The 21461-nt window shown below is 60.6% G+C and carries 21 protein-coding genes; 6 read left to right on the top strand and 15 right to left on the bottom strand.

The annotated features are described in order from the left end of the window. Positions 1-46: 46 nt before the first annotated feature. Positions 47-2242, bottom strand: a complete 2196-nt coding sequence (locus tag J7380_RS00630) for a primosomal protein N' (RefSeq protein WP_209194029.1) — start codon at positions 2240-2242, stop codon at positions 47-49. 87 nt (positions 2243-2329) lie between these two features. On the opposite strand from J7380_RS00630, the gene fsa reads away from it, so the two are divergent. The 4 genes from fsa (at position 2330) to J7380_RS00610 (ending at position 5572) form a co-directional block, all read left to right on the top strand. Continuing rightward, on the top strand, positions 2330-2983 hold the full coding sequence (fsa, locus tag J7380_RS00625; RefSeq protein ID WP_209194028.1) for a fructose-6-phosphate aldolase: 654 nt from the start codon (positions 2330-2332) through the stop codon (positions 2981-2983). Between the two features lie 199 nt (positions 2984-3182). Beyond that, positions 3183-3890 (top strand): DUF484 family protein, encoded by a 708-nt coding sequence (locus tag J7380_RS00620; protein ID WP_209194027.1) that lies wholly within the window; start codon positions 3183-3185, stop codon positions 3888-3890. Further along, on the top strand, positions 3887-4807 hold the full coding sequence (locus tag J7380_RS00615; protein WP_209194026.1) for a tyrosine recombinase XerC: 921 nt from the start codon (positions 3887-3889) through the stop codon (positions 4805-4807). Before J7380_RS00620 ends, J7380_RS00615 begins: the two co-directional genes overlap by 4 nt. 69 nt (positions 4808-4876) lie before the next feature. Next, a complete protein-coding gene (locus J7380_RS00610; RefSeq protein WP_170354902.1) occupies positions 4877-5572 on the top strand; it encodes a CDP-alcohol phosphatidyltransferase family protein in 696 nt (231 codons plus the stop codon). On the opposite strand, the gene J7380_RS00605 is transcribed toward J7380_RS00610, so the two are convergent. The 9 genes from J7380_RS00605 to J7380_RS00565 all read right to left on the bottom strand — a co-directional run bounded on the left by J7380_RS00605 (position 5569) and on the right by J7380_RS00565 (position 15289). Continuing rightward, positions 5569-6036: a hypothetical protein gene (locus tag J7380_RS00605; RefSeq protein WP_209194025.1), complete on the bottom strand. Its 468-nt coding sequence runs from the start codon at positions 6034-6036 to the stop codon at positions 5569-5571. The two genes, J7380_RS00610 and J7380_RS00605, sit on opposite strands and share 4 nt — an antisense overlap. Positions 6037-6112: 76 nt before the next feature. Then, positions 6113-6568 (bottom strand): methylated-DNA--[protein]-cysteine S-methyltransferase, encoded by a 456-nt coding sequence (locus J7380_RS00600; protein ID WP_209194024.1) that lies wholly within the window; start codon positions 6566-6568, stop codon positions 6113-6115. A 122-nt stretch (positions 6569-6690) separates the two neighbouring features. Continuing rightward, entirely contained in the window at positions 6691-9594 is a 2904-nt protein-coding gene (ileS, locus tag J7380_RS00595) for an isoleucine--tRNA ligase (RefSeq protein ID WP_209194023.1), read from the bottom strand. Between the two features lie 205 nt (positions 9595-9799). Continuing rightward, positions 9800-10279 (bottom strand): DUF2269 domain-containing protein, encoded by a 480-nt coding sequence (locus J7380_RS00590; RefSeq protein WP_209194603.1) that lies wholly within the window; start codon positions 10277-10279, stop codon positions 9800-9802. Next, positions 10279-11601, bottom strand: a complete 1323-nt coding sequence (locus tag J7380_RS00585; RefSeq protein WP_348539063.1) for an SDR family oxidoreductase — start codon at positions 11599-11601, stop codon at positions 10279-10281. Before J7380_RS00585 ends, J7380_RS00590 begins: the two co-directional genes overlap by 1 nt. Before the next feature lie 76 nt (positions 11602-11677). Continuing rightward, positions 11678-12388 carry a VIT1/CCC1 transporter family protein gene (locus J7380_RS00580; RefSeq protein ID WP_209194022.1) on the bottom strand — a complete coding sequence of 237 codons (711 nt, stop codon included), beginning with the start codon at positions 12386-12388 and terminating at the stop codon, positions 11678-11680. Positions 12389-12442: 54 nt separating this feature from the next. Further along, the gene (locus J7380_RS00575; protein WP_209194021.1) at positions 12443-13432 is read right to left on the bottom strand and encodes a TIGR01620 family protein; all 990 of its coding nucleotides are present in this window, start codon (positions 13430-13432) and stop codon (positions 12443-12445) included. Then, on the bottom strand, positions 13425-13880 hold the full coding sequence (locus tag J7380_RS00570; protein WP_209194020.1) for a GNAT family N-acetyltransferase: 456 nt from the start codon (positions 13878-13880) through the stop codon (positions 13425-13427). Before J7380_RS00570 ends, J7380_RS00575 begins: the two co-directional genes overlap by 8 nt. After that, positions 13877-15289: a YcjX family protein gene (locus tag J7380_RS00565; protein ID WP_209194019.1), complete on the bottom strand. Its 1413-nt coding sequence runs from the start codon at positions 15287-15289 to the stop codon at positions 13877-13879. The genes J7380_RS00570 and J7380_RS00565 overlap by 4 nt, the downstream gene beginning before the upstream one ends. A 107-nt stretch (positions 15290-15396) precedes the next feature. Here J7380_RS00565 and truA point away from each other — a divergent pair, with 107 nt between their 5' ends. Next, positions 15397-16164, top strand: a complete 768-nt coding sequence (gene truA / locus J7380_RS00560; RefSeq protein ID WP_209194018.1) for a tRNA pseudouridine(38-40) synthase TruA — start codon at positions 15397-15399, stop codon at positions 16162-16164. Here truA and J7380_RS00555 read toward each other — a convergent pair. The 4 genes from J7380_RS00555 to J7380_RS00540 all read right to left on the bottom strand — a co-directional run bounded on the left by J7380_RS00555 (position 16161) and on the right by J7380_RS00540 (position 19864). Beyond that, positions 16161-17108 (bottom strand): hypothetical protein, encoded by a 948-nt coding sequence (locus tag J7380_RS00555; RefSeq protein ID WP_209194017.1) that lies wholly within the window; start codon positions 17106-17108, stop codon positions 16161-16163. The genes truA and J7380_RS00555 overlap by 4 nt on opposite strands. Continuing rightward, a complete protein-coding gene (locus tag J7380_RS00550; RefSeq protein WP_247742345.1) occupies positions 17093-17692 on the bottom strand; it encodes a DUF1007 family protein in 600 nt (199 codons plus the stop codon). Before J7380_RS00550 ends, J7380_RS00555 begins: the two co-directional genes overlap by 16 nt. A gap of 121 nt (positions 17693-17813) precedes the next feature. Continuing rightward, positions 17814-18620, bottom strand: coding sequence for a thioesterase family protein (locus J7380_RS00545; RefSeq protein ID WP_209194015.1), 807 nt, complete (start codon positions 18618-18620; stop codon positions 17814-17816). Positions 18621-18628: 8 nt separating this feature from the next. Then, entirely contained in the window at positions 18629-19864 is a 1236-nt protein-coding gene (locus J7380_RS00540) for an acyl-CoA dehydrogenase family protein (protein WP_170354889.1), read from the bottom strand. Between the two features lie 123 nt (positions 19865-19987). On the opposite strand from J7380_RS00540, the gene J7380_RS00535 reads away from it, so the two are divergent. Next, entirely contained in the window at positions 19988-20923 is a 936-nt protein-coding gene (locus J7380_RS00535; RefSeq protein WP_209194014.1) for a glyoxylate/hydroxypyruvate reductase A, read from the top strand. A 6-nt stretch (positions 20924-20929) separates the two neighbouring features. Here J7380_RS00535 and J7380_RS00530 read toward each other — a convergent pair whose 3' ends face one another. Beyond that, positions 20930-21286 (bottom strand): hypothetical protein, encoded by a 357-nt coding sequence (locus J7380_RS00530; RefSeq protein WP_209194013.1) that lies wholly within the window; start codon positions 21284-21286, stop codon positions 20930-20932. Positions 21287-21461: the final 175 nt, after the last annotated feature.

Below are 21461 nucleotides of genomic sequence, written 5' to 3'. Positions count from 1 at the left end.
TTTGGCGAGGGGGCAGACGCACAGGCGGTCTGCACCGGTGCAGAGGTCAGTAAAAACTCTGCGGGTCGATATCGACGGTCAGGCGGATATCGCCCTTCAGACGCAGGGGCGCAATCCAGCGCGCGATGGCATCCTGAATCGGCGCGCCTTTGGGGGCTTTGACCAGCAGGCGCACGCGATGCCGCCCGCGGATCCGTGCGATGGGCGCGGGCGCAGGTCCGAAGACTTGGGCATCTATGGCGCGTAGCGGCGCATCGTTGCGCGCCATCGCGTTGCCGATGTCGAACACCGGACCAACCTCGGGGCCGGACAACACGATCCCGGCCATGCGCCCATAGGGCGGGACGCCAGCGGCCTGACGCCCGGCGGCCTCGGCCTTCCAGAACCCTTCTTCATCGCCTGACAGAATGGCGCGGATCACCGGGTGTTCAGGCTGAAACGTCTGCAACAGCGCCTGACCCGGCTTATCGGCCCGCCCTGCGCGCCCCGCGACTTGCCGCATCAGTTGAAACGTCCGCTCCGCCGCCCGCAGGTCAGCCCCATGCAGCGAGAGGTCGGCATCAATCACCCCCACCAGCGTCAGTTTGGGAAAGTTGTGCCCCTTAGCCACCAGTTGCGTGCCGATGACGATATCCGCGTCGCCCTCGGCGATCTCTTCGATCTTAGCCTTCAAAGCGCGGGCCGAGCCGAACAGATCGGAACTGAGCATCGCGATCTTGGCCTCGGGGAATGTGGCCTCGGCCTCTTCGGCCAGCCGTTCGATACCCGGCCCGACCGGGGCCAATTTGCCCTCGACCTTGCACGAGGGACACGTGTCGGGCATCGGCTTTGTCTCGCCGCATTGATGGCACATCAGGCGTTTGAGAAACCGGTGCTCCACCATCCGCGCATCACAATGGTCACATGCAATCTGCTCGCCGCACGCCCGGCACAGCGTCACCGGCGCATAGCCGCGGCGGTTGATGAACAGCAGTGACTGTTCCCCGCGTTCGATCCGTTGCCGCACCGCCTGCCGCAGTGACGGCGATATCCACGTCCCCGGCTGCATCTGTTCGGCCCGCATGTCGATGGGCTTCATTTCGGGCAGAACCGCCGCCCCAAAGCGCGAGGTCAGGTCCAGCCGCTCATACTTGCCAGCCTCGGCATTGGCCCAGCTTTCCAGCGAGGGCGTCGCGCTGGCCAGAACCACCCGCGCCCCGCAGATTGAGGCCCGCAGCACCGCCATATCCCGGGCGCTGTAATGCACCCCGTCTTCCTGCTTGTACGAGGTGTCGTGCTCCTCATCGACCACCACCAGCCCCAGATCACGGAACGGCAGGAACAGCGCCGAGCGCGCGCCGACAACCAACTGCGCCTCACCCTGCCCGACCATACGCCAGACCCGGCGGCGCTCGGTCATGGTGGCGCCCGAGTGCCATTCCGCCGGGCGCGCACCAAACCGCGCCTCAACCCGTGTCAGGAATTCGGCGGTCAGCGCGATCTCGGGCAGCAAAACCAACGCCTGCCGCCCCATGCGCAAGGCTTCGGCGACGGCCTCAAGATAAACCTCGGTCTTGCCCGAGCCGGTGACGCCCTTCAGCAATGTCGTGCCATAGTCGCCGGTCCGTTGCCCGGCCTGCAAGCGCGCCACAGCGTCGGCCTGATCCCCGGTCAGCGTCTTGCCTGGCAAGTCCGGGTCCAGCCGGGGATAGGGCAGATCACGCGGGCTGTCTTCCTCGCGCACCGCGCCTTGCTTGACCAAGCCCTTGACGACCGAGGACGTCACCCCCGCCTGCTCGGCCAGTTCCTTCAACGTGAACGCCAGCCCGCCGTAGTCGCGCAGCACCTCAAGCACGCGGGTGCGCGCGTCGGTCATGCGGTCGGGTTCGGCATCCCCCAGGCGATAGACTTTGCGCATTGACGGCGGATCGCCCAATCCCGGCGCGCGGGTTGCCAGACGCAGCATCGCAGGCATCGGCGTCAGCGTGTAATCGGCCACTTTCCCCAGAAACAACCGCATCTCTTCGCGCATTGGCGCGACCTCAAGCACCCGGATCACCGAGCGCGCCTTGGCCAGATCAAAACCGCCCTGCCCCGGCCCCCAGACCACGCCCAGAACCTTGCGCGGGCCCAGCGGAACCTCGACAAACGCGCCCAGAAAACACCCGCCCTCGGGCGCTTTGTAATCCAGCGTCCGGTCCAGCGGTTGCGCGGTCAGCACCGCCACCAGTTCACCGTGGTCGAAATACTCCTGAGTGCTCACCGCATATCCTTGTCAGGGGTTTCAGCATGGGTCTCTTTGAGGTAAAGCCATCCGCGACCAAGGCCAACCCATCAAAGGACTGCCCTCATGAAATTCTTCGTAGACACAGCCGAGATCGACGCCATCGCCGAACTGAACGATCTGGGCATGGTAGACGGCGTGACCACCAACCCTTCGCTGATCCTGAAATCGGGCCGCGATATTCTGGAAGTGACCAAAGAGATCTGTGAACTGGTCGACGGCCCCGTCTCAGCCGAAGTTGTCGCCACCGAGGCCGACGACATGATCGCCGAAGGCCGCAAGTTGGCCCAGATCGCGCCGAATATCGCTGTGAAAGTGCCGCTGACATGGGCAGGGCTGAAAACCTGTAAAACCCTGTCTGACGAAGGCCAGATGGTCAACGTGACGCTCTGCTTCTCGGCCAATCAGGCCCTGCTGGCCGCCAAAGCGGGCGCAACCTTCATCTCGCCCTTCATCGGCCGTCTGGACGATATCAACCTCGACGGCATGGACCTGATCGCCGATATCCGTCAGATCTATGACAATTACGGGTTCGAGACCGAAATTCTGGCCGCATCCATCCGCACCGTGAACCACGTGACCGACAGTGCCCGCATCGGTGCCGACGTGATCACCGCCCCGCCTGCCGTGATCAAGAAACTGGCCGATCACCCGCTGACCGACAAGGGGCTTGAAACCTTCCTGGCAGACTGGGCCAAGACCGGTCAGAAAATCCTCTGATCCCTGACACTGCTGCGCGGTGCCGTCAGGTGCCGCGCCCGGCCCAACAGCACAGTCTCGATCTTTGATCGTGGCTCTGCTGGCGGGAGCCCCCCGCATCGTAAACAGCGGGAAATCCCATCGAAGGCTCACTTTTCCCAAGGCAAATCGGTCCAGCCGTGTTATAAGGCGACAAAACATAAAAAAGACCGGACGGGACATGAGCAGCAATACCAAACTCAAGGACACTCTCCGCGAGGCGATTCTGGCCGAGCCTGACGCAGTTCTCGACGACAAGGACCTGATGCAGGCCCTCGTCGCCGCCAATGAACAAGCGCGCGGAGACAACATCATCGACCTGCGTGGCATTGCCATGCAACGTCTCGAAGCACGACTGGATCGGCTTGAAGACACGCACCGTTCGGTGATCGCCGCCGCCTACGAAAACCTTGCAGGCACCAATCAGGTCCACCGCGCAATCTTGCGCCTGCTGGATCCCACAGGGTTCGAAGATTTCCTGCGCACGCTCGGTACGGATGTGGCCGAGATATTGCGCGTTGATCGCATCACTCTGGTGCTGGAAACCACTGCCCTGCAGCAAGACCCGGCTATCGAGAAACTGGGCGGCGCACTGGCGGTTGTTGAACCCGGTTTTGTCGATAACTACCTGACATTCGACCGCAGCGGCCCCGCACGTGAGGTTGTGTTGCGTGAAGTCATTCATCCCACCCACCGCATATTCGGCGAGCAAGCCGACCACCTGCGGTCTGAAGCGTGCATGAGACTGGATCTTGGCGAGGGTCGCCTGCCGGGCATGATTATCATGAGCGCGAAGGATCCCAACCATTTCACTCCGCAACTGGGAACAGATCTGCTGACCTTTTTCGCCGGCGTGTTCGAACGTTCCATGCGCAACTGGCTGTCATGAGCCTGATCTCTCCGGCCTGCCGCGACGCGTTGCAGCATTGGCTTGAGGGACTTGTGGCCCTGTCCGGGCGCTCGGAAAATACGCAGGCTGCCTATCGCAGCGACGTGGCCGAATTCTTGTCGTTCATGACTTTGCACCACAGCGAACGCCAGGGGCTGGCCGCTTTGGCGCGAATTACAGTATCCGACATGCGCGCCTGGATGGCCGATCAGCGCAGTTCCGGCGTCGGCGCAAGGTCCTTGGCGCGCAAGCTATCTGCAGTCAAAACCTTTTATCGCTGGCTGGCGGAACGGGAAGGGTTCGAGCCGACAGCCGTTTTGTCAACGCGTGCCCCCAAATTCACCCAAAAGCTACCCCGCCCCGTGGCCGAAGACGCCGCCCGTGCCTTGATAGAAACTGTCGAGCTGCAATCGACCAGCGAATGGATTTCGGCCCGCGATACGGCCGTAGTCACCTTGCTTTATGGCTGCGGCCTACGGATTTCCGAAGCCCTTTCCCTGACTGGTGCCGACGCTCCTCTACCCCAATCGCTGCGAATCGTCGGCAAAGGCAAAAAAGAACGGATCGTGCCGGTCTTGCCTGCCGCACGGGCGGCCGTCGATCGTTACACGACCTTGTGCCCGCATCCGCTGGCCAAAGACAAACCTCTTTTTCGCGGCGTGCGAGGTGGCGCGCTGAACCCTCGCGCCATTCAGGCGGTTATGGCAAAAGCCCGGCAGCAACTTGGGCTACCGGCCACGGCGACCCCGCACGCCATGCGGCACAGCTTTGCGACCCACCTTTTGTCTGCTGGAGGGGACCTGCGTGCGATACAAGAATTGCTGGGTCATGCCTCACTTTCAACCACACAGGCCTATACCGCCGTCGACACAACCCGTCTGATGGAGGTGTACGACCGTACCCATCCCAAGGCGTGACGTAGTGCATTTTCGCATGTCCCGGCTTTTTGCTTTGCATCTTGGGCACGCTTCGTACATGACACGCGAATGACACTCAGATTCAAAGCTCTATCCGTTCATCTTTTCACTGCAACCGGTGCAGTTTTTGCCATGCTCGCCATGCTGGCCGCCGTCGAGGAAAAGTGGAGCCTGATGTATCTGTGGCTGGTTGTGTCTTTCATCGTGGATGGAATCGACGGCCCTTTGGCGCGGCATTACCACGTCAAGCATAATGCCCCTGAATTCGATGGTGTTCTGCTGGATCTGATCATCGACTATCTGACCTATGTGTTCATTCCCGCATTTGCCCTGTTCAAGTCAGGGCTAATGGATGGATGGACCGGCTGGTTCGCCATCATCGTCATCACCTTTGCCAGCGCCATGTATTTCGCGGATACGCGGATGAAAACCAAGGATAACTCGTTCTCAGGCTTTCCCGGCTGCTGGAACATGTTCGTCATCGTGATCTTCGCGCTCGAGCCGAATTTCTGGGTGATCCTGCTGCTGGTCTCGCTGCTGTCGCTGGCGATGTTCCTACCGCTGAAATTCGTCCACCCCGTCCGCACCGAGCGCTGGCGCAATTTGACCCTGCCGATGGCGCTTGCCTGGACCTTCTTCGCAGGCTGGGCCGCCTGGGTCGATTTCCACCCCGAAAGCTGGGCACACTGGGGGCTCGTGATCACCAGCCTCTATCTGGTGTTTGCAGGGATCGCCCAGCAGGTGATCCCCCAGCGCAAGAGTTAAAGAACTTCCTGCACCTCGAACTCGGTGCCGTTATGAGTGAACACGCCGCCCTCTTGCAGCCCCGACATGGCCAGAAAAATCGGACTTTGGGTTGAGATGCCCATATAGGTCTTGCCATCCACCTCGAACCGCGTGGTCGAGACGCAGACCACAAAGCGCCGGTTGTTGAACTTGACCACTGCGCCGGGCTTGACCGTATCGGTCACACTGAAATCGGTATTTTCGATCACGTCGATCTTGGCGTGATGCGCGTGAACCGGCGCATCAAACGCCGCCGCCAGATCCGCACTTTCCCGAGAGGCCGCAATGTCGTCCTTGTCATGTCCTTCGCGATCATCCAGCTGCGACTCTTTCATGAACGCATCGTAATGGGCCTGAGCGGTTGCCAGTTCCTGTTCTTCCAAAGACATCAGGCGGTCAATAATGGCCTTCTTACGAGCGGCAGGGTCTGTATGAGCAGTCATGATCTTTGATCCCTTGAGTTCTCAATATGAGATAAATTGAGCTTCAAGCAACGGGATTGCAACAGAAATCCATTCCTCAGATCAGCAAACCCGCCGCCCGTTCGTGTCGCAGTAAGGCGACCTTGGTCTCCACACCGCCCTCGCCCGAGAACCCGCCCAGCCCGTTTGCCGCCAACACCCGATGGCACGGGATGATAACGGGAATTGGATTGGCCCCGCAGGCTTGTCCTATGGGTTGCGGCGGCTGGCCCAGTTCTTTGGCGATCTCGCCATAGGTCCGCGTTTCACCCAGCGGAATGGCAAACATCAGGTCGCAAACCTGACGCTGAAACTTCGATCCTGCGATGTGGTATGGCAGATCAAACCGGTCCAACTGCCCCCGGTCATAGGCCCGCAATTGCGCCGCAGCCTCACGCAACAAAGGCGTGACCGGCCCGTCATCCACCCCGTCCCAAACCAGACGCGTCAGCGCCCCATCGGTTTCCTCAACCCCAAGGCGGCCAAACTGAGTATCAACGGCAATCATCGGCATAGAAAAAGGGTTGCAGATGTTTCGCCACACCCGCAACCCCAATCAGAGCGATCCGCCCCTTCATCTGTCCAAAAATATCCCGGAGCGCGAGGCAGAGCCTCGCAAAACTCCGAACCCGGACGTTACGCCAGGGCCTCGTCACAGCGCCCGCAGACACCGTCATGCGCATGACGCCCCACATCCGGCAGGATTTTCCAGCAGCGCTGACATTTCGCGCCCTCGGCCTTTTCGAACACCACTGCAACGCCCTCGATCTCGGGCACACGGAAAGCCTCGGCCGGAGCTGGGTCGCCGGTGACGGTCAGGCCCGAGGTGATGCACATATCGTCCACGTCGAAGGTGGCCAGCAGATCGCGGGTTTCCTGATCCTCGACATACACAATCGGAGCGGCCTCAAGGCTGGACCCGATGACCTTTTCCTGACGCTGAACCTCCAGCGCGGCGGTGACCGCACGGCGCACGCGGCGCACCTTGGCCATGGCGGCCTCAAGCTCGGCATGACGCCAGTCGGCGGGCGTGTCCGGGAAATCCACCAGATGAACGGAGCTATCGTCGCCGGGGAACCGCTCCAGCCAGACCTCTTCCATGGTGAAGACCAGAACCGGGGCCAGCCATGTGGTCAGGCGGTGGAAGAGGATATCCAGCACAGTGCGCGCGGCGCGGCGGCGCAGGTTGTCGCCGTCACAGTAGAGCGCGTCCTTGCGCACGTCGAAATAGAACGAGGACAAATCGACCGTGGCAAAAGTGAACACGGCGCTGAACACACCTTGGAAATCGAAGGCGGCATAGCCTTTGCGCACCTGTTCATCCAGATCGGCCAGACGGCTCAGCACCCAGCGCTCCAGACGCGGCATGTCTTGCGGTTCAACCCGGTCGGCTTCGGTGAAATCCGCCAGCGATCCCAGCATGAACCGCATCGTGTTGCGCAGACGGCGATAGCTGTCGGCGGTGCCCTTCAGGATTTCCGGCCCGATCCGCTGGTCGGCGGTGTAATCGGTCTGAGCCACCCAAAGACGCAGGATATCGGCACCGTATTGCTTGATGACCTCTTCCGGCACGATGGTATTGCCCAGCGATTTGGACATCTTGTTGCCCTTGGCATCCAGCGTAAAGCCATGAGTCACCACGTTGCGATAGGGCGCACGGCCCTTGGTGCCACAAGCCTGCAGCATGGACGAATGGAACCACCCGCGGTGCTGGTCGGTGCCTTCCATGTAAACGTCCGCGATGCCGTCCTCGGTCCCGTCTTCACGGTCGCGCAGAACAAAGGCGTGGGTCGAACCCGAGTCAAACCACACATCCAGCACGTCGAACACCTGATCGTAGTCATCCGGGTTGGCGATGCCGTCGAGGATCTTTTCCTTGAAGCCCTCGGTGTACCAAACGTCTGCGCCATCCTTCTCGAACGCCGCCTTGATGCGCGCGTTCAGATCGGCATTGCGCAGCAGGTAATCCGCATCGGTGGGCAAAGCGCCTTTCTTGGTGAAACACGTCAGAGGAACACCCCAGGCGCGCTGACGCGACAGAACCCAGTCCGGGCGCGCCTCGATCATCGAATACAGGCGGTTGCGGCCCGTCTGCGGGGTCCATTTCACCAGTTCATCAATCGAGCGCAGGGCGCGTTCACGGATGGTGTCGCCCATCTCGCCCATGCCGTCGTCCAGCTTGCGATCAACGGACGCAAACCACTGCGGCGTGTTGCGGTAAATGATCGGAGCCTTTGAGCGCCACGAATGCGGATAGCTGTGCTTGATCTTGCCGCGCGCCAGCAGCCCGCCGACCTCGGCCAGCTTGTCGATGACGGCTTTGTTGGCGTCACCCTCACCACCCTTGCGGGACAGGATGTACTTGCCGCCAAAGAACGGCAGGTCAGCACGGAAAGAGCCATCGTCCATCACGTTATAAGTGATAACTTGTTCCAGCATCCCCAGATCGCGGTAGAGTTCGAATTCCTCCATCCCGTGCGAGGGCGCACAGTGAACAAAGCCGGTGCCTTCGGTGTCGGTCACGAAGTCAGCGGCGCGGAAATCGCGGATGTCGTCCCATTCGCCATTGCCGCCCTCGGCCCCGGCCAGCGGGTGAGTCAGTTGCACGCCCTCCAACTCATCCGTGGTCACGTCGCGGACGCGGGTCCACTGGTCGTCGTTCAAACGGGCACGGCCCAGCACATCAGCAGCCAGATTGTCGGCCAGCAGGAACTTGTCACCCACATTGGCCCAGCATTCCTCGGGCGCGCCAGTGACTTCGTAAAGGCCATACGAGATGTCCTTGCCGTACACGACCGCCTTGTTCGACGGCATGGTCCACGGCGTCGTCGTCCAGATCACGACAAACGCGTCATCCAGATCACCCGCATTCACGACCTTGAACTTCACCCAGATGGTGAAGCTTTCCTTGTCGTGATATTCAACCTCAGCCTCGGCCAGAGCGGTCTTTTCAATGGGCGACCACATCACGGGCTTGGACCCCTGATAGAGTGTGCCGTTCATCAGGAAAGTCATGAACTCATCGGCGATCACGGCCTCGGCGTGGTAGTCCATGGTGATATAGGGATCGGGCCAGTTGCCGGTGATACCAAGACGCTTGAACTCCTCACGCTGGATGTCGATCCAGCCCTCGGCGAACTTGCGGCACTCCTGACGGAAGTCGACGATGTTCACCTCGTCCTTGTTCTTGCCCTTCTTGCGATACTGTTCCTCGATCTTCCATTCGATCGGCAGGCCGTGGCAGTCCCAGCCGGGCACATAGCGCGCGTCGTGGCCCATCATCTGATGGCTGCGCACGATCATGTCCTTGATGGTCTTGTTCAGCGCGTGGCCGATATGCAGGTGACCGTTCGCGTACGGAGGCCCATCATGCAGAGTAAAGGGCGTGCGGCCTTCCTTCTCGCGCAGGCGGTCATAGACGCCGATGGTTTCCCAACGCTCCAGCCATGCGGGTTCGCGCTTGGGCAGGCCGGCGCGCATGGGGAAATCGGTTTTGGGCAGGTTCAGCGTGTCTTTGTAGTCGGGTGTTTCGGCGCACATTGGGGGCGTCCTTTGGATGATCTGGTCGTGTGGATCGAAGCGGTCGGTGCGAGGTCTCAAACACCTTTGCCCGGCGTCTCAGGATGTCAGAGCGCCGGGGATATAATTCGAATAATGATGGCCATCCGGTCATACATGGCCGCGCTTATAAGACGCCCATGGCGGATGGTCCAGAGCTTCCGCCCCCTGCGGCGAATGGCGCGGTTCAAAACAGCTCGATTGCAGGGCGCGCGATCATCAGCCAGAGGATGCTCAGCACCGAAAGAAAGGCCGGGATGCCGCATAGAAACCAGATGCGGAACAAGCGGTGATAGGTATCAGGCAGTGGTGCATCCTGTGCAGCAGCCGTCTGTGCCAGATCCCGCAGGCGCACCTGTATCCACACCACGGGCAGCCAGAACACGCCCGTCACGCCGTAAAGCACCAGCGACAGCACGATCCACCCCTCGGCAAGAGACCAACCCAGCTGCCAAGCCAGCAGAGCCCCGGTCACGGGTTGGACGATTACGGCGGTCATCGTGAACAGCAGGTCAGCCAGAATGACCACACGGGCAGTTTGCGCAATAAACCGCGCGTCGCCGGACCGATGCGCCATCAGCATGAAAAACGCGATCCCGGCGCCGGTGCCCAGCAGAACGCTTGCACCGATGACGTGCAGCCATCGCAGGATCAGGTCTGGATTCATCATCGGCTTTGCACCATGGGCCAGGCAACCAGTGACAGGACCATCGCGGGCAGCACTTTGACCAGCGGGCCCAACGGGTCCAGCCACAGGCCCGGTGTCACGACCGTTGCCGCCAGAACATAGAACGCCGCCACCGCAACTTGCGCCAGACACACGCGCCCGGTCCAGGGACGATAGAGAACGGCCAGCCCCAAAGCGATATCGACAAAAGACCAGAACAAAACAGAGCTGACGGCACCGGCACGCGCCCATCCGGCGTCGGTCAGAACACTGGCGGCCCCGGACAGCCCGACCAATCCGAAAAGGCCGGACAGGACCCAGAAGAGACTCAGTACGGCGATGACAAGCGGGGCCAGCAGGGACATGCGCGCGGTCAGCCGGTGTTCTCTCGCGCTGGTCATTGACCCGTATATCTCGGGCAACGACCTGAGCGACCGCCCTGTCGCCGTGCGATAAGGCGCTGGATCACCCACAACGCCCGAAGCCATGACCGTCATCGCCGTGCTGCGCAGAGGCGAGCGCCACCCGAGGTGGCCCAGCGCGTCAGCACAGCGTGCAACTGCCTTGGTCAAGACCGGGGGCATGACAAGCCGAAAACGGGCCGCCGGAAAACCCAGCCAATGGCGCGTGGCGGCCAGCACACCCTCTAGCGACTGGGTTTGGTCCTCGACCAGATCATAGGCGCCTTGCGGTACCTCATGGGCACAGCAGGCAACCACGGCATGGCACAAATCCTCCATCCCGACGCACTGCACCGGTGTCGCGGGATAAGCAATCGGTTGCACCAGCGGAACCGCTGCCAGCATCCGCAGCAATGCCGTTCCACCGTAGTCTGATTGCCCGATAACCAGTCCGGGGCGCAAAATCCACAGGTCCGCACCGCTGTGTTCAAGCGCTGCATCACCAGCGGCCTTGGTGCGCATGAACTCGGTGTCCGCATTGGGCGTCGCCCCGATGGCCGATATCTGAACGACTGAAACACCCCGCTGTGCGCAGGCCTGACCCAGCGCCGCAATGGCGTGATGATGCACCGCCGCAAGATCATCCAAGGGGCCGTCCTGCAATGCGCCTGCGCAGTTCACAACGCAGTCGATGCCAGTGAGTGCGCCCTCCCAATCCTGCGGGTGCGTAAAGCGGCGCAAATCGCCCTGAACCAGCTTAATTCCGTTCAGTAGTAACGCCCCTTGCACAGGCTTACGAACAAGCCCCGTGATCTGCGCGCCCTGCCCTTGCAAGGCACGGACCACCGCCGCGCCTATGAAGCCGTAAGCGCCCAGAACAAGGATATTTTTACCAGTGAGTGTCAGAGCACACCTCGCCACCACGTTGATGCCTTCACCCTAGCCTTCTGAGGCATATCCGCCATGGGGACTGTGCCGCCTGCGACAATTCTAGCCGTCAGGGATGAAACAGCGATCCAACCAGATAGGCGATTGATGCCGCAGCGCCGCCAATCAACAAGGTCTCGCCACCCGAGCGCCACCAAGGGGCCAGCGACCAGCGGCTTTTGAGCGCACCGATGGCAAAGAAAACCCCCATCGTCATCCACGCAGAAATGACAAAGGCCCGCTCCATTCCAGCCAGAAACGGCAAAAGCGGGATCATGCCCGCGACCAGAAAGGCCAGAAACGTCGCCATCGCGGCCTTCATCGGGTGCGGGTCCACACTGCCCAGACCATATTCGCCCTCGATCATCAGGTTGATCCAGTTGTCGTGATTGGCGGTGATCGCATCGGTTGCCTCATCCAGAACGCGCCCCGACAGGCCCTTCTGCGACAAGATTTCCCGGACCTCGTCGCGCTCACCATCCGGGTAGAGGTGGATGTGGCGCTCTTCGATCGCGCGGATGCGGCGAATGTTGTCCAACTCGGCTTTGGTGCCCGAGTAATTGCCTGCCGCCATCGAAAAGCCATCTGCCAAAACATTGGCCAGCCCCAAGGCAACGATAATGAACGGCGACAGACCGGCCCCAGCAACCCCGGCCACGATCGCAAAGGTGGTCACTGATCCGTCGATGCCCCCATAAACGACGTCGCGCAGCACGCCGCGGCCGGGTGGTGCGTTGATACGTTGGGCTATTTCTTGCTGGCTGTGTCCGTGCTCGGTCATGGCTGGCTCCGGGTCTGGTATGCCATCCAGTGGACGTCAGCACCTTGCGGCAGGTCAAGTTTTGGAAAACAACCCCGCCAAGGCCCGCTTGATCATGCCCCTTGTCGAGGGTTTGTGACGATCAGAGAAGGGCAAAGGTCGACACACCTCCATCGCGGCCACACCGACACGGGCACTAAGGGCCCCATTGACAAGGCCTTCGCCGAATCTTCTGGACAGTTTGCTAAGAACCGAGCCGCCCAAAACGGGCTCCAGCAGGTCATCGCCAACCGCGACTGCTCCGGTTGCGACCAGATGAACAAAAACCGCACGGGTCAGCCGCCAACTCCCCAGAAACCCGGCGCGACCGCCATATATTTCAGCAACGCGCCGGATCATCCGAAGCGACGCAGCCAAAGCCGTGGCGACATCTGCCAACGCCAAAGGCACCAGGGCCGTAACAGTGGCCACCTGACGGGCGGCCGCTTCGACCTCGCGGCTGGCGGCGGCGTCCAATGGGGCAAGCAATTCATCTTCGGCCAAGGTCAGCAGCCCAGAGGCGTCGAACTGTTCCCCCATACGTTCGGTCAGCTTGTCACGACCCCATTTGGTTTCATCCCGACCCTTGTAAAAAGCAATAAGCTTGGTCGTAACCGCGCGTGCCTGTGCCAGATCATCCTCGGCCAGCGCTGTGTCCGCCGCTTGCCTAATCCCGTCAACACGAGACAAACGCGCGATCGCCGCCAATTCACGCAGCGCGATGATCAGGGCGACCAACACCAGCGCTGCAAAAAGCCCCGTCACGACCCAACCCAAAACCGGCGCACGCAGCAAAAGCCCATTCACAAAGTCCCACGCCGCGATGGACACAACTGCGCCAACAGCAGCTAAGGCCAGCCCCCAGAACCAACGCGCCAGCCGCGAGGGCCTGCGAGCTGCAAGCCGGACCACGCCCTGCACCGCCTGCCCTTGAGGTTGCCCGATCTCAGGCACCGGCGGCGCCTGCCCCACGTCCACGGTGGGCTCGTCCGCTTCGAGGTCGATCAGCACGGGACCTTTAGCCATTTTCTGCCCCCTCTCGTATCCAGACATATTTAATGTCTGGCAGGTTTTCATCGTTATCGGCCCCATCGCTACGCGCAACTTCGACAAAACCGTTATGTTCGTAGAACCGCCGCGCGGGCAGATTGGCTTGAAACGCGAACAGCGAAAGCTGCGTGCGCCGAGATTTGGCATGGTCCAGCAGGTGTCGTCCGATGCCTTGCCGTCGGGCAGAGGCTTTCAGGTACAAGGAATGGATTTCTGTCCCGTTCAAAGCCAGAAAACCCACCACGCGGGTGTCCAGTTCAGCCACGGTGACCCAATTCTGATCTATCATACGGCCACAGAAAGCGATGGTCTCGGCCTGAGTGTGTAGCTCTGGCATCCAGTCGTTTTCGCGCGCGAAACCGTGCAGAATCTCTCCGGTCGCACCGGCATCGGTGCTGCGAGCCGGGCGCAGAGTTGCGATCACAGGCGATCTCCGATCAGAAACTGCGCTGCGCGATCCAGCCTAATATGCGGCGGCCCATCTCCGGGGCGCAGGGTCAGTTTGGCAGGTGCGAAGGACATAAAGCCGTATTCGGCGTCAAGCCAACCTTCGGCCCCATTGCGCGCCGCCCCCAACAGTTTCAAAGGGTCATCCGGCAATTCGCCCGGGTAAAACGCCGCCTGTTTGCCATCCATCAACGTTCCTCGAACGCAGGGCAATTCTAGCCCATCATGCAAACGCATTTCCTCGGTTGTCGCGCGCAATGAGGCCATCGATAAGGCCGTCGTGTCCGCCCCGGCAAAGCTGGCCCTGTCGCGGGCGTCACGGATTAGCGCCTCCATGATATGGGTCAGACGTTGATGTTGTTGGTGGTGCAAGTGGTCGGCCTTGGTGGCGGCAAACAGAATACGCTCGACCCGTTTTCCAAGCAGCAAACGGCTTAGCCATGCGTTTCGGCCCGGGCGGAATGCGGACAGAATATCTGCCATCGCGCGGCGCATATCTTCGACCGCTTGCGGACCCTTATGAATCGCGCCCAGCGCATCCACCAGAACGACCTGCCGGTCGATCCGCGCAAAGTGATCCCGAAAGAACGGCTTAACGACCTGCGACTTATACGCCTCGAACCGCCTCGCCATTTCGCGGTGCAGGCTGCGCCGGGGCGCAGGTCCATCAACCGACAGCGGCGCGAATGTCAACACCGGGGAACCAGCCAGGTCACCGGGCAACAAAAAACGCCCCGGTGTGCAATCATAGAACCCCGCATCGCGAGCCGCGTTCAGATACTCTTCAAACGCTTTCGCAAGCGCCTGAGCGGTGGGTTCGTCATGCGTGTCCGCCGGATGGGCAGCTTTAGCCTGAGTGAGAAACGTGGCAGCCTGTGGACGCGTGGTAATGCGTTCGAGCGTCTCTGCCGACCAAGCCTCATAGGTTTTGTCCAACAAAGCCAGATCCAGCAGCCATTCGCCCGGATAGTCGACAATATCCAGATGCACAGTGCGAGGCCCCTGCAATCCTGACAAAAGCCCGGACGGACGTGCTTTGAAGGACAGGCGCAACTCGGACACGGCGCGGGTGCTGTCTGGCCAGTGTGGCTGAGGCCCGGTCAACGCCGCAAGGTGGTTTTCATAATCGAACCGAGGTACGGTGTCGTCGGGCTGCGGCTGCAGGTAAACCGCATTGATCCGCCCCTCTTGCTGCGCTACCAATCCGGGCATTCGCCCACGGTCCAGCAGGTTTGCCACCAGTGATGTGATGAATACCGTTTTGCCGGACCGCGCCAAACCGGTCACGCCCAGCCGGATCACTGGTTCAAAAAAGGCTTCTGACACGGTATCGCCCACGGACTCGACGCCGCGCACCACACTATCTGCCAGGGAAGAGATGACCAAACCGTCGCCCCGCTTTTATTGTTTCGCTCAAGATAGGTAGCCACCGCCGGACATGCCAGCGCTTTCCCGCTCTTGCCCGTGGCGGCGCGTCGCGCTACCAGCGGCCCATGCCAAGATACGCGTTGAAAGTTGAATACCAAGGAGAGCCGTTTGCCGGATGGCAGCGGCAAAAGGATCAGCCATCCGTGCAAGGGGCGATCGAAGAGGCCCTGTCGCGCATCCAACCCGGCGCGCATACCATCGCAGCTGCCGGCCGCACCGATGCAGGCGTTCACGCACTGGGACAGGTCGCCCATTGTGACCTGATCAAGGATTGGGATCCGTTCCGTCTGTCCGAAGCATTGAATTACCACCTTAAACCCCACCCTGTGGCGATTGTGCAGGCGACGCAGGTCGATGACGACTGGCACGCCCGTTTTTCGGCGGTCGAACGGCAGTACCTGTTCCGTATCCTGATGCGTCGTGCGCCAGCCACACATGATGCTGGGCAGGTCTGGCAGATCAATCACCAACTGGACGTGGCGGCGATGCAGGCCGGTGCGGATACGCTGATTGGGCGGCATGATTTTACCACGTTCCGGTCCTCGATCTGTCAGGCGGCCAGCCCGGTCAAAACACTGGATGAATTGCGGGTGGAACAAACCGACGGGTTCTCGGGCCCAGAGGTGCATTTCCACGTTCGCGCCCGCTCTTTTCTGCACAATCAGGTGCGCAGCTTTGTTGGCACTTTAGAAAGGGTCGGCGCAGGCGCTTGGACACCTGAGGATGTGCAAGACGCGCTTGCGGCCCAGAACCGCGCCGCCTGCGGGCCAGTTTGTCCGCCGCAAGGTCTGTATCTGGCGCGGGTTGGATATCCTCAGCCGGTATTCGGCTAAAGCGCGCGTAGAAGTAGCCCGCTGGCAATAACGGCGATCACCAGACCCGCGACGAGTTCGATCGTCGGCGCCAGAACCTGCGCAAAGCGGGTGGCCGAGGCCGAGGCCAGCAACCCGCCGCGCAAACCAAATGAGGTCCAGCCGACCAGTGTTGTCACTGTCGCCGTGCCCAGTGCCATTGCAAAAGCACCGGCGATTCCGACCATCGCGATGCCCATCTGCCACGTCAGGATCAACACAAATAGCGCACCAGTGCAGGGACGCGCAGCAATGCCCGCAATCAGCAGGGCAGCCTCTTTCCAATTCCCAATCTGCGCCACTTCTTCCGCTGTAGGACCGTGCCGATGCCCGCAATCCGAACAAACCTCGTGGTCATGACCGTGATGATGATCGTGATCGTGGCTGTCATGATGATGATGGTGATGATGGACCTGTGTCCGATCCGCCCGGTACCGCCTGGCGAAACTGCGTAACGCCCGGAACACCAGCCAAAGGCCAATTGCCGCGATGGCGCCATAGCTTACGGGCGCCATGACCTGCTCGGTTGTGCCAACCAAACTGTCCCGCGACATCTGGAACACCAGAACCCCGGCATACACCAGAACCACTGCAGTTACGGCTTGCCCCAGACTGGACAGCACGCTGATCGCGGACAAACGCCAAAAGGCCACCTTGCGCCCCAGCCCGTACCCTCCGATCAAGACTTTGCCGTGCCCCGGGCCTATGGCGTGGAAAAATCCGTAAGCGAAACAAACGGTTAAAAGGGTCGCGACAGCCTCGGGTTGTTCCGCGCGGGCGGCGCGCAGAGATCGGGCGATCTGGTTCTGAAACTCCCGCTGTTCGCCGGCGGCCCACGCAGCAAGGCTGTCAAACCCTCCGCTGACCCAGAACCACAGCAGCAGGCCAAGCGACAGGAGGACCGGGATAATCAGGTACTTGGACATGAAACGCGGATCTCGGTCGCAAAGCTTTCACCAACCAGGGGGATGTCATTCTCCTCAAGATCATAGTTGGCATCAAGGGTCAGCAGGAACGCCCGCATCTGGGCAAGCTGGCCGTCAATATCGGGATCGGTCCGCTCTATCTGGCAGGTCAGGTTACTGGACACTGTCACCGGGCGCGTAACCTCGTATGCTGTGTAGTAGGTTTCATCGAACGCCTTGGCTGACAAAGCCGCCGCTGCGACCGGTTCGCCCTCAACCGCCCTAAGATGGGTCGAGACAATGCGGCCGTTATCAGTGATGGCCGTAGGTTCCATCGGACCCGACAGAGGGATGATCTGGCCATCTGCACGCACCACCAGATCGCCGTTATACCCTTCGATCCACTGCGCGTCGAACCCGGCCAGAAAGGCCTGTTCGCTCTCGCTCAGAATACCGTCGCCATCCTGATCCAGTTTTCTGTCCTCAAGCTCGAACAGCGAATACAGCTCATCATAAGCCCAGGTTACCCGCACATGTGTCAGATTGCCTGCGTCATCGACGATGAACTCCAGCCCCGTGTCGATGAACACATGGGGATGTGCCAAGACCGGGACCGGCAAGCAAAAGGTGAAAAGGGTCAATATCCAGCGCATGTGAGAAAGATAGGGTTTCGGCCCCGCAGCGACAACGCACTTTTGAGACAGCGCGCAGAATCCGGCCAACCGTTTAATCCGGCGGAAATAAGACAAGCGTTTGCAGCGCCGTCGCGACCGGACCTTCTGTGTCATAAAGTACGGACTGAGACATCCCGATGCCCGAGGGTTGCCAATGGCACAATGACTCTGACGCCAACCAGTCCGAGACCGGTTCGCGGTGAACTTGCACTGTCAGGTCGGTGTTCATGAACCCCATCTCGGTGGTGGGCGCGTTCCACGAGATACCATTCCCGCAATCTGCCAGCGGACACAGGGCCTGTATAGGCGACTGTGCCTCATCGGCCAAAAGCGGCGGCGTGCGCATCCAAACGGTTTTTGGACCGGCTGCCTGATTTCCGCCTTTGGGATACAGAATATCCGAATGGTTGGCGAAGCCCGGCAAATTGTGACGTGTTTCGCCAATCGGAAAAGGACCCGTGACCGCATCATCCAACCGAGGGGGCTGCATCGTCACGTTTGGCACTGGCCCAAGATCACGACGCACCAGATGCATCGTCGTTGCAACAGCGCAAAGCGTGTCATCCAAATCGTGCACGGTCACCCGCGTTGTCGCCAATGTCTTTGTATGGCGCGTGGTTTCGGCAGCGACTCGCAATCCGGCCAAAGGCAATGGCCGCAATAAATCCACCGTCAGCCGGGTCAACATCTTCTCGGGCCCGACTTCGGTTTCCGCCGCACGCACGACCAACCCGCTGACCGGCCCGGCATGACAGTGCACGGCCGACCACGGGCCGCGCGCAGGGTCATTACCCACAAACGCACCGTCCGGTCGAATGTGGAAATAGGATTGCGCCCTCACGTCCGGATTGGAAACCATGGCCTTGCTCAGACTTTTTCCTGCGTGTGCTTCTTCAGCTCAGCCCGTGCGACCTGACGGCGGTGCACCGCATCGGGCCCATCGGCCAACCGCAACGTCCGCACATGGGTCCAGGCCGTGGCAAGCGGTGTGTCCTGACTGATCCCTTGCGCACCAAACATCTGCACCGCCTCGTCAATCACCTTCAAGGCTACGCGCGGGGCAACAACCTTGATCTGGCTGATCCACGGTGCTGCCGCGCGTGCATCGCCCTGATCCATGTACCACGCAGCCTTGAGGCACAGCAGGCGCGCCATCTCAATCTCCATCCGGCATTCGGCGATGATGTCGAAATTCGCCCCAAGCTGGGCCAGCTTCTTACCGAACGCCTCGCGTTGTAGGGACCGTTTGCACATCTGATCCAGCGCGCTTTCGGCCTGCCCGATGGCGCGCATGCAATGGTGAATACGCCCCGGCCCAAGGCGACCCTGAGCGATCTCGAAACCACGCCCCTCACCCAACAGTATGTTTTCAGCCGGAACGCGCACGTTGGTGAACCGGATATGCATATGCCCATGCGGCGCGTCGTCATGGCCATAGACCTCCATCGGGCGCAGAATTTCGACCCCCGGTGTGTCGGCCGGCACGACGATCATCGACTGCCGCTGGTGTTTAGGCTGCTCTTCCCCGGCGGTTTTGACCATCACGATATAGACCTTGCATCGCGGATCACCGGCCCCCGAAGACCACCATTTTTCGCCGTTCAGGACATAGTCATCGCCGTCCCGCACGCAAGACATCGACACATTCGTCGCATCCGACGAGGCCACATCCGGTTCGGTCATCAGATAGGCCGAGCGGATTTCACCTTCGAGCAGCGGTTTCAGCCACTGTTCTTTCATCTTTTCGGTCCCGTAGCGTTCGAAGACCTCCATGTTGCCGGTATCCGGGGCGGAGCAGTTGAAGACTTCGGCACCCAATGGGGTCTTGCCCATCTCTTCGGCGAAATAGGCGTATTCCACGGTGGAAAGACCAAACCCTTTGTCGCTGTCGGTCAGCCAGAAATTCCAAAGCCCCGCAGCCTTGGCCTTGGCCTTCAGGCCCTCAAGGATTTCGGCCTGACGTTCTGTATATTGCCAACGATCCCCTTTGCCGATCTCTGCGTGATATTCCGCCTCCAGCGGCATGATCTCATCGCGGATCATGTCCGCCACACGTTGTAACAGTTGAGCGTTCTCATCACGCAGGCCGAATGACATGTTCATGGGTTTTCCTCCTCCGACCCGATGACCGGGCTTTACCTTTGGCCCGAGAATGACTTAGCTGCCGTCAAGATGTCCAGCTAGGACGGGACGTCAAGTCAATCAAACTGTTCGGGGGAGGTTAAAATGGCGTTGTTGATAGAGACAGGTCTGTCCGATTGGATGAGCGACAGCGATATCGCGCGGGACATTCGCGCACTGAAGCCCGGTCTGGACGTGCGCACCCCCGACACAATCGGAGACCCCAGCGACATTACAATGATCGCATTAGCTGGACTCAGCGATGATCAACTTGCCCGCCTGCCCAATCTGCAGCTTGTGCAAAAACTGGGTGCAGGCGTCGAAACGATTGTCGGCAACCCCAACCTGCCCGACCATGTGCGTGTTACGCGCCTGAAACCTGACGCGCCTGCGCAAGGCATCGCCGAGTGGTTCGTGGCCTATATCCTGCGTCAACAGCGCAACATGCCCTTCCACGAGGCTGCGCAGGACCGATCGGAATGGTCCCCGAAGGCGCCGCTCTATTCGCCGGACACTGTGGTCGGAGTGCTGGGTTTGGGTCATATTGGCGCCCGCAGCGCAAAGATGCTGCGCGCGGTAGGGTTTCAGGTCATGGGCTGGAGCCGCTCACCCAAGCAGATCGACGGTGTCACATGCCTGCATGGCGAGGACGCCCTGCCCGATCTGTTGTCTGCATGTGACCATGTCTGTGCCATTCTGCCATCGACCCCGCAAACGGTCGGCTTGTTCGGACCCGATATGCTGGCGGCCATGAAACCCGGCAGCCAGTTGCTGAATGCCGGACGCGGAGATTTGATTGACGAGGCCGCGTTGATCACCGCATTGGATCAGGGAACGCCCGGTCGAGCCGTTCTGGACGTCACCCGAACCGAACCCTTACCTGCAGACAGCCCTTTATGGACACATCCGGGTGTAACTATCACCCCGCACGTTTCCGGCTGGCATCTGGGCGACGCTCTGCGCGATGTGGTCGAGAATTTCGAGCGCCTCAACAGTGGCGCGCCCCTGTTGCACGAAGTGGACCGGGCGCGCGGATACTAGCGCTCTTTAAGGCGTGACAATCCAATTGCCGCCCGCGTCGCGGCAACGTCGCGTTCTGACCTCACGTATCTGATCGGTATTGGCCGGTTCAATCATGTGCTGCAAATGCACGCAATTGCCGCGCACATCCCGCACGGTGACAGTGCCCTTTGCGTCGGTTTCCGTGCTGGCCCACGTCGCTTCTGAACCAACCTGTGGCGTACTGCCCTGAAACAATCCGTCTGCCGCGGCCGTCAGCAATGTGAAATCGTCCGGGCTCAACCCCGATTCTGCGATGATCCGCGACAATGGCTTGGCCTGCGCAGCAACGCTGAGGCCGATTATCACAGCGCCTGCTGCTGTAAGAGAGAAAAGAGAATTCATGGGGCCTCACACTTCTGAAATGTACTTTCATTCAAGGATAGACATGTGAACCCGCATGGCCAACCCCAAGAGGTTTCAACCTTCAAATATTCCCGAACAAACCTATTGCGATCGTGCCGCTATAAGCGCCTGCCCAATCCCCCCATAGTGCGAGAAACCCGAACCAGAGGCATCA

This window comes from Ruegeria sp. R8_1 (assembly GCF_017743815.1).
In the GTDB taxonomy this organism is placed as follows: Bacteria; Pseudomonadota; Alphaproteobacteria; order Rhodobacterales; family Rhodobacteraceae; genus Ruegeria; species Ruegeria lacuscaerulensis_A.
This window is presented reverse-complemented; position numbering and strand designations above follow the sequence as displayed.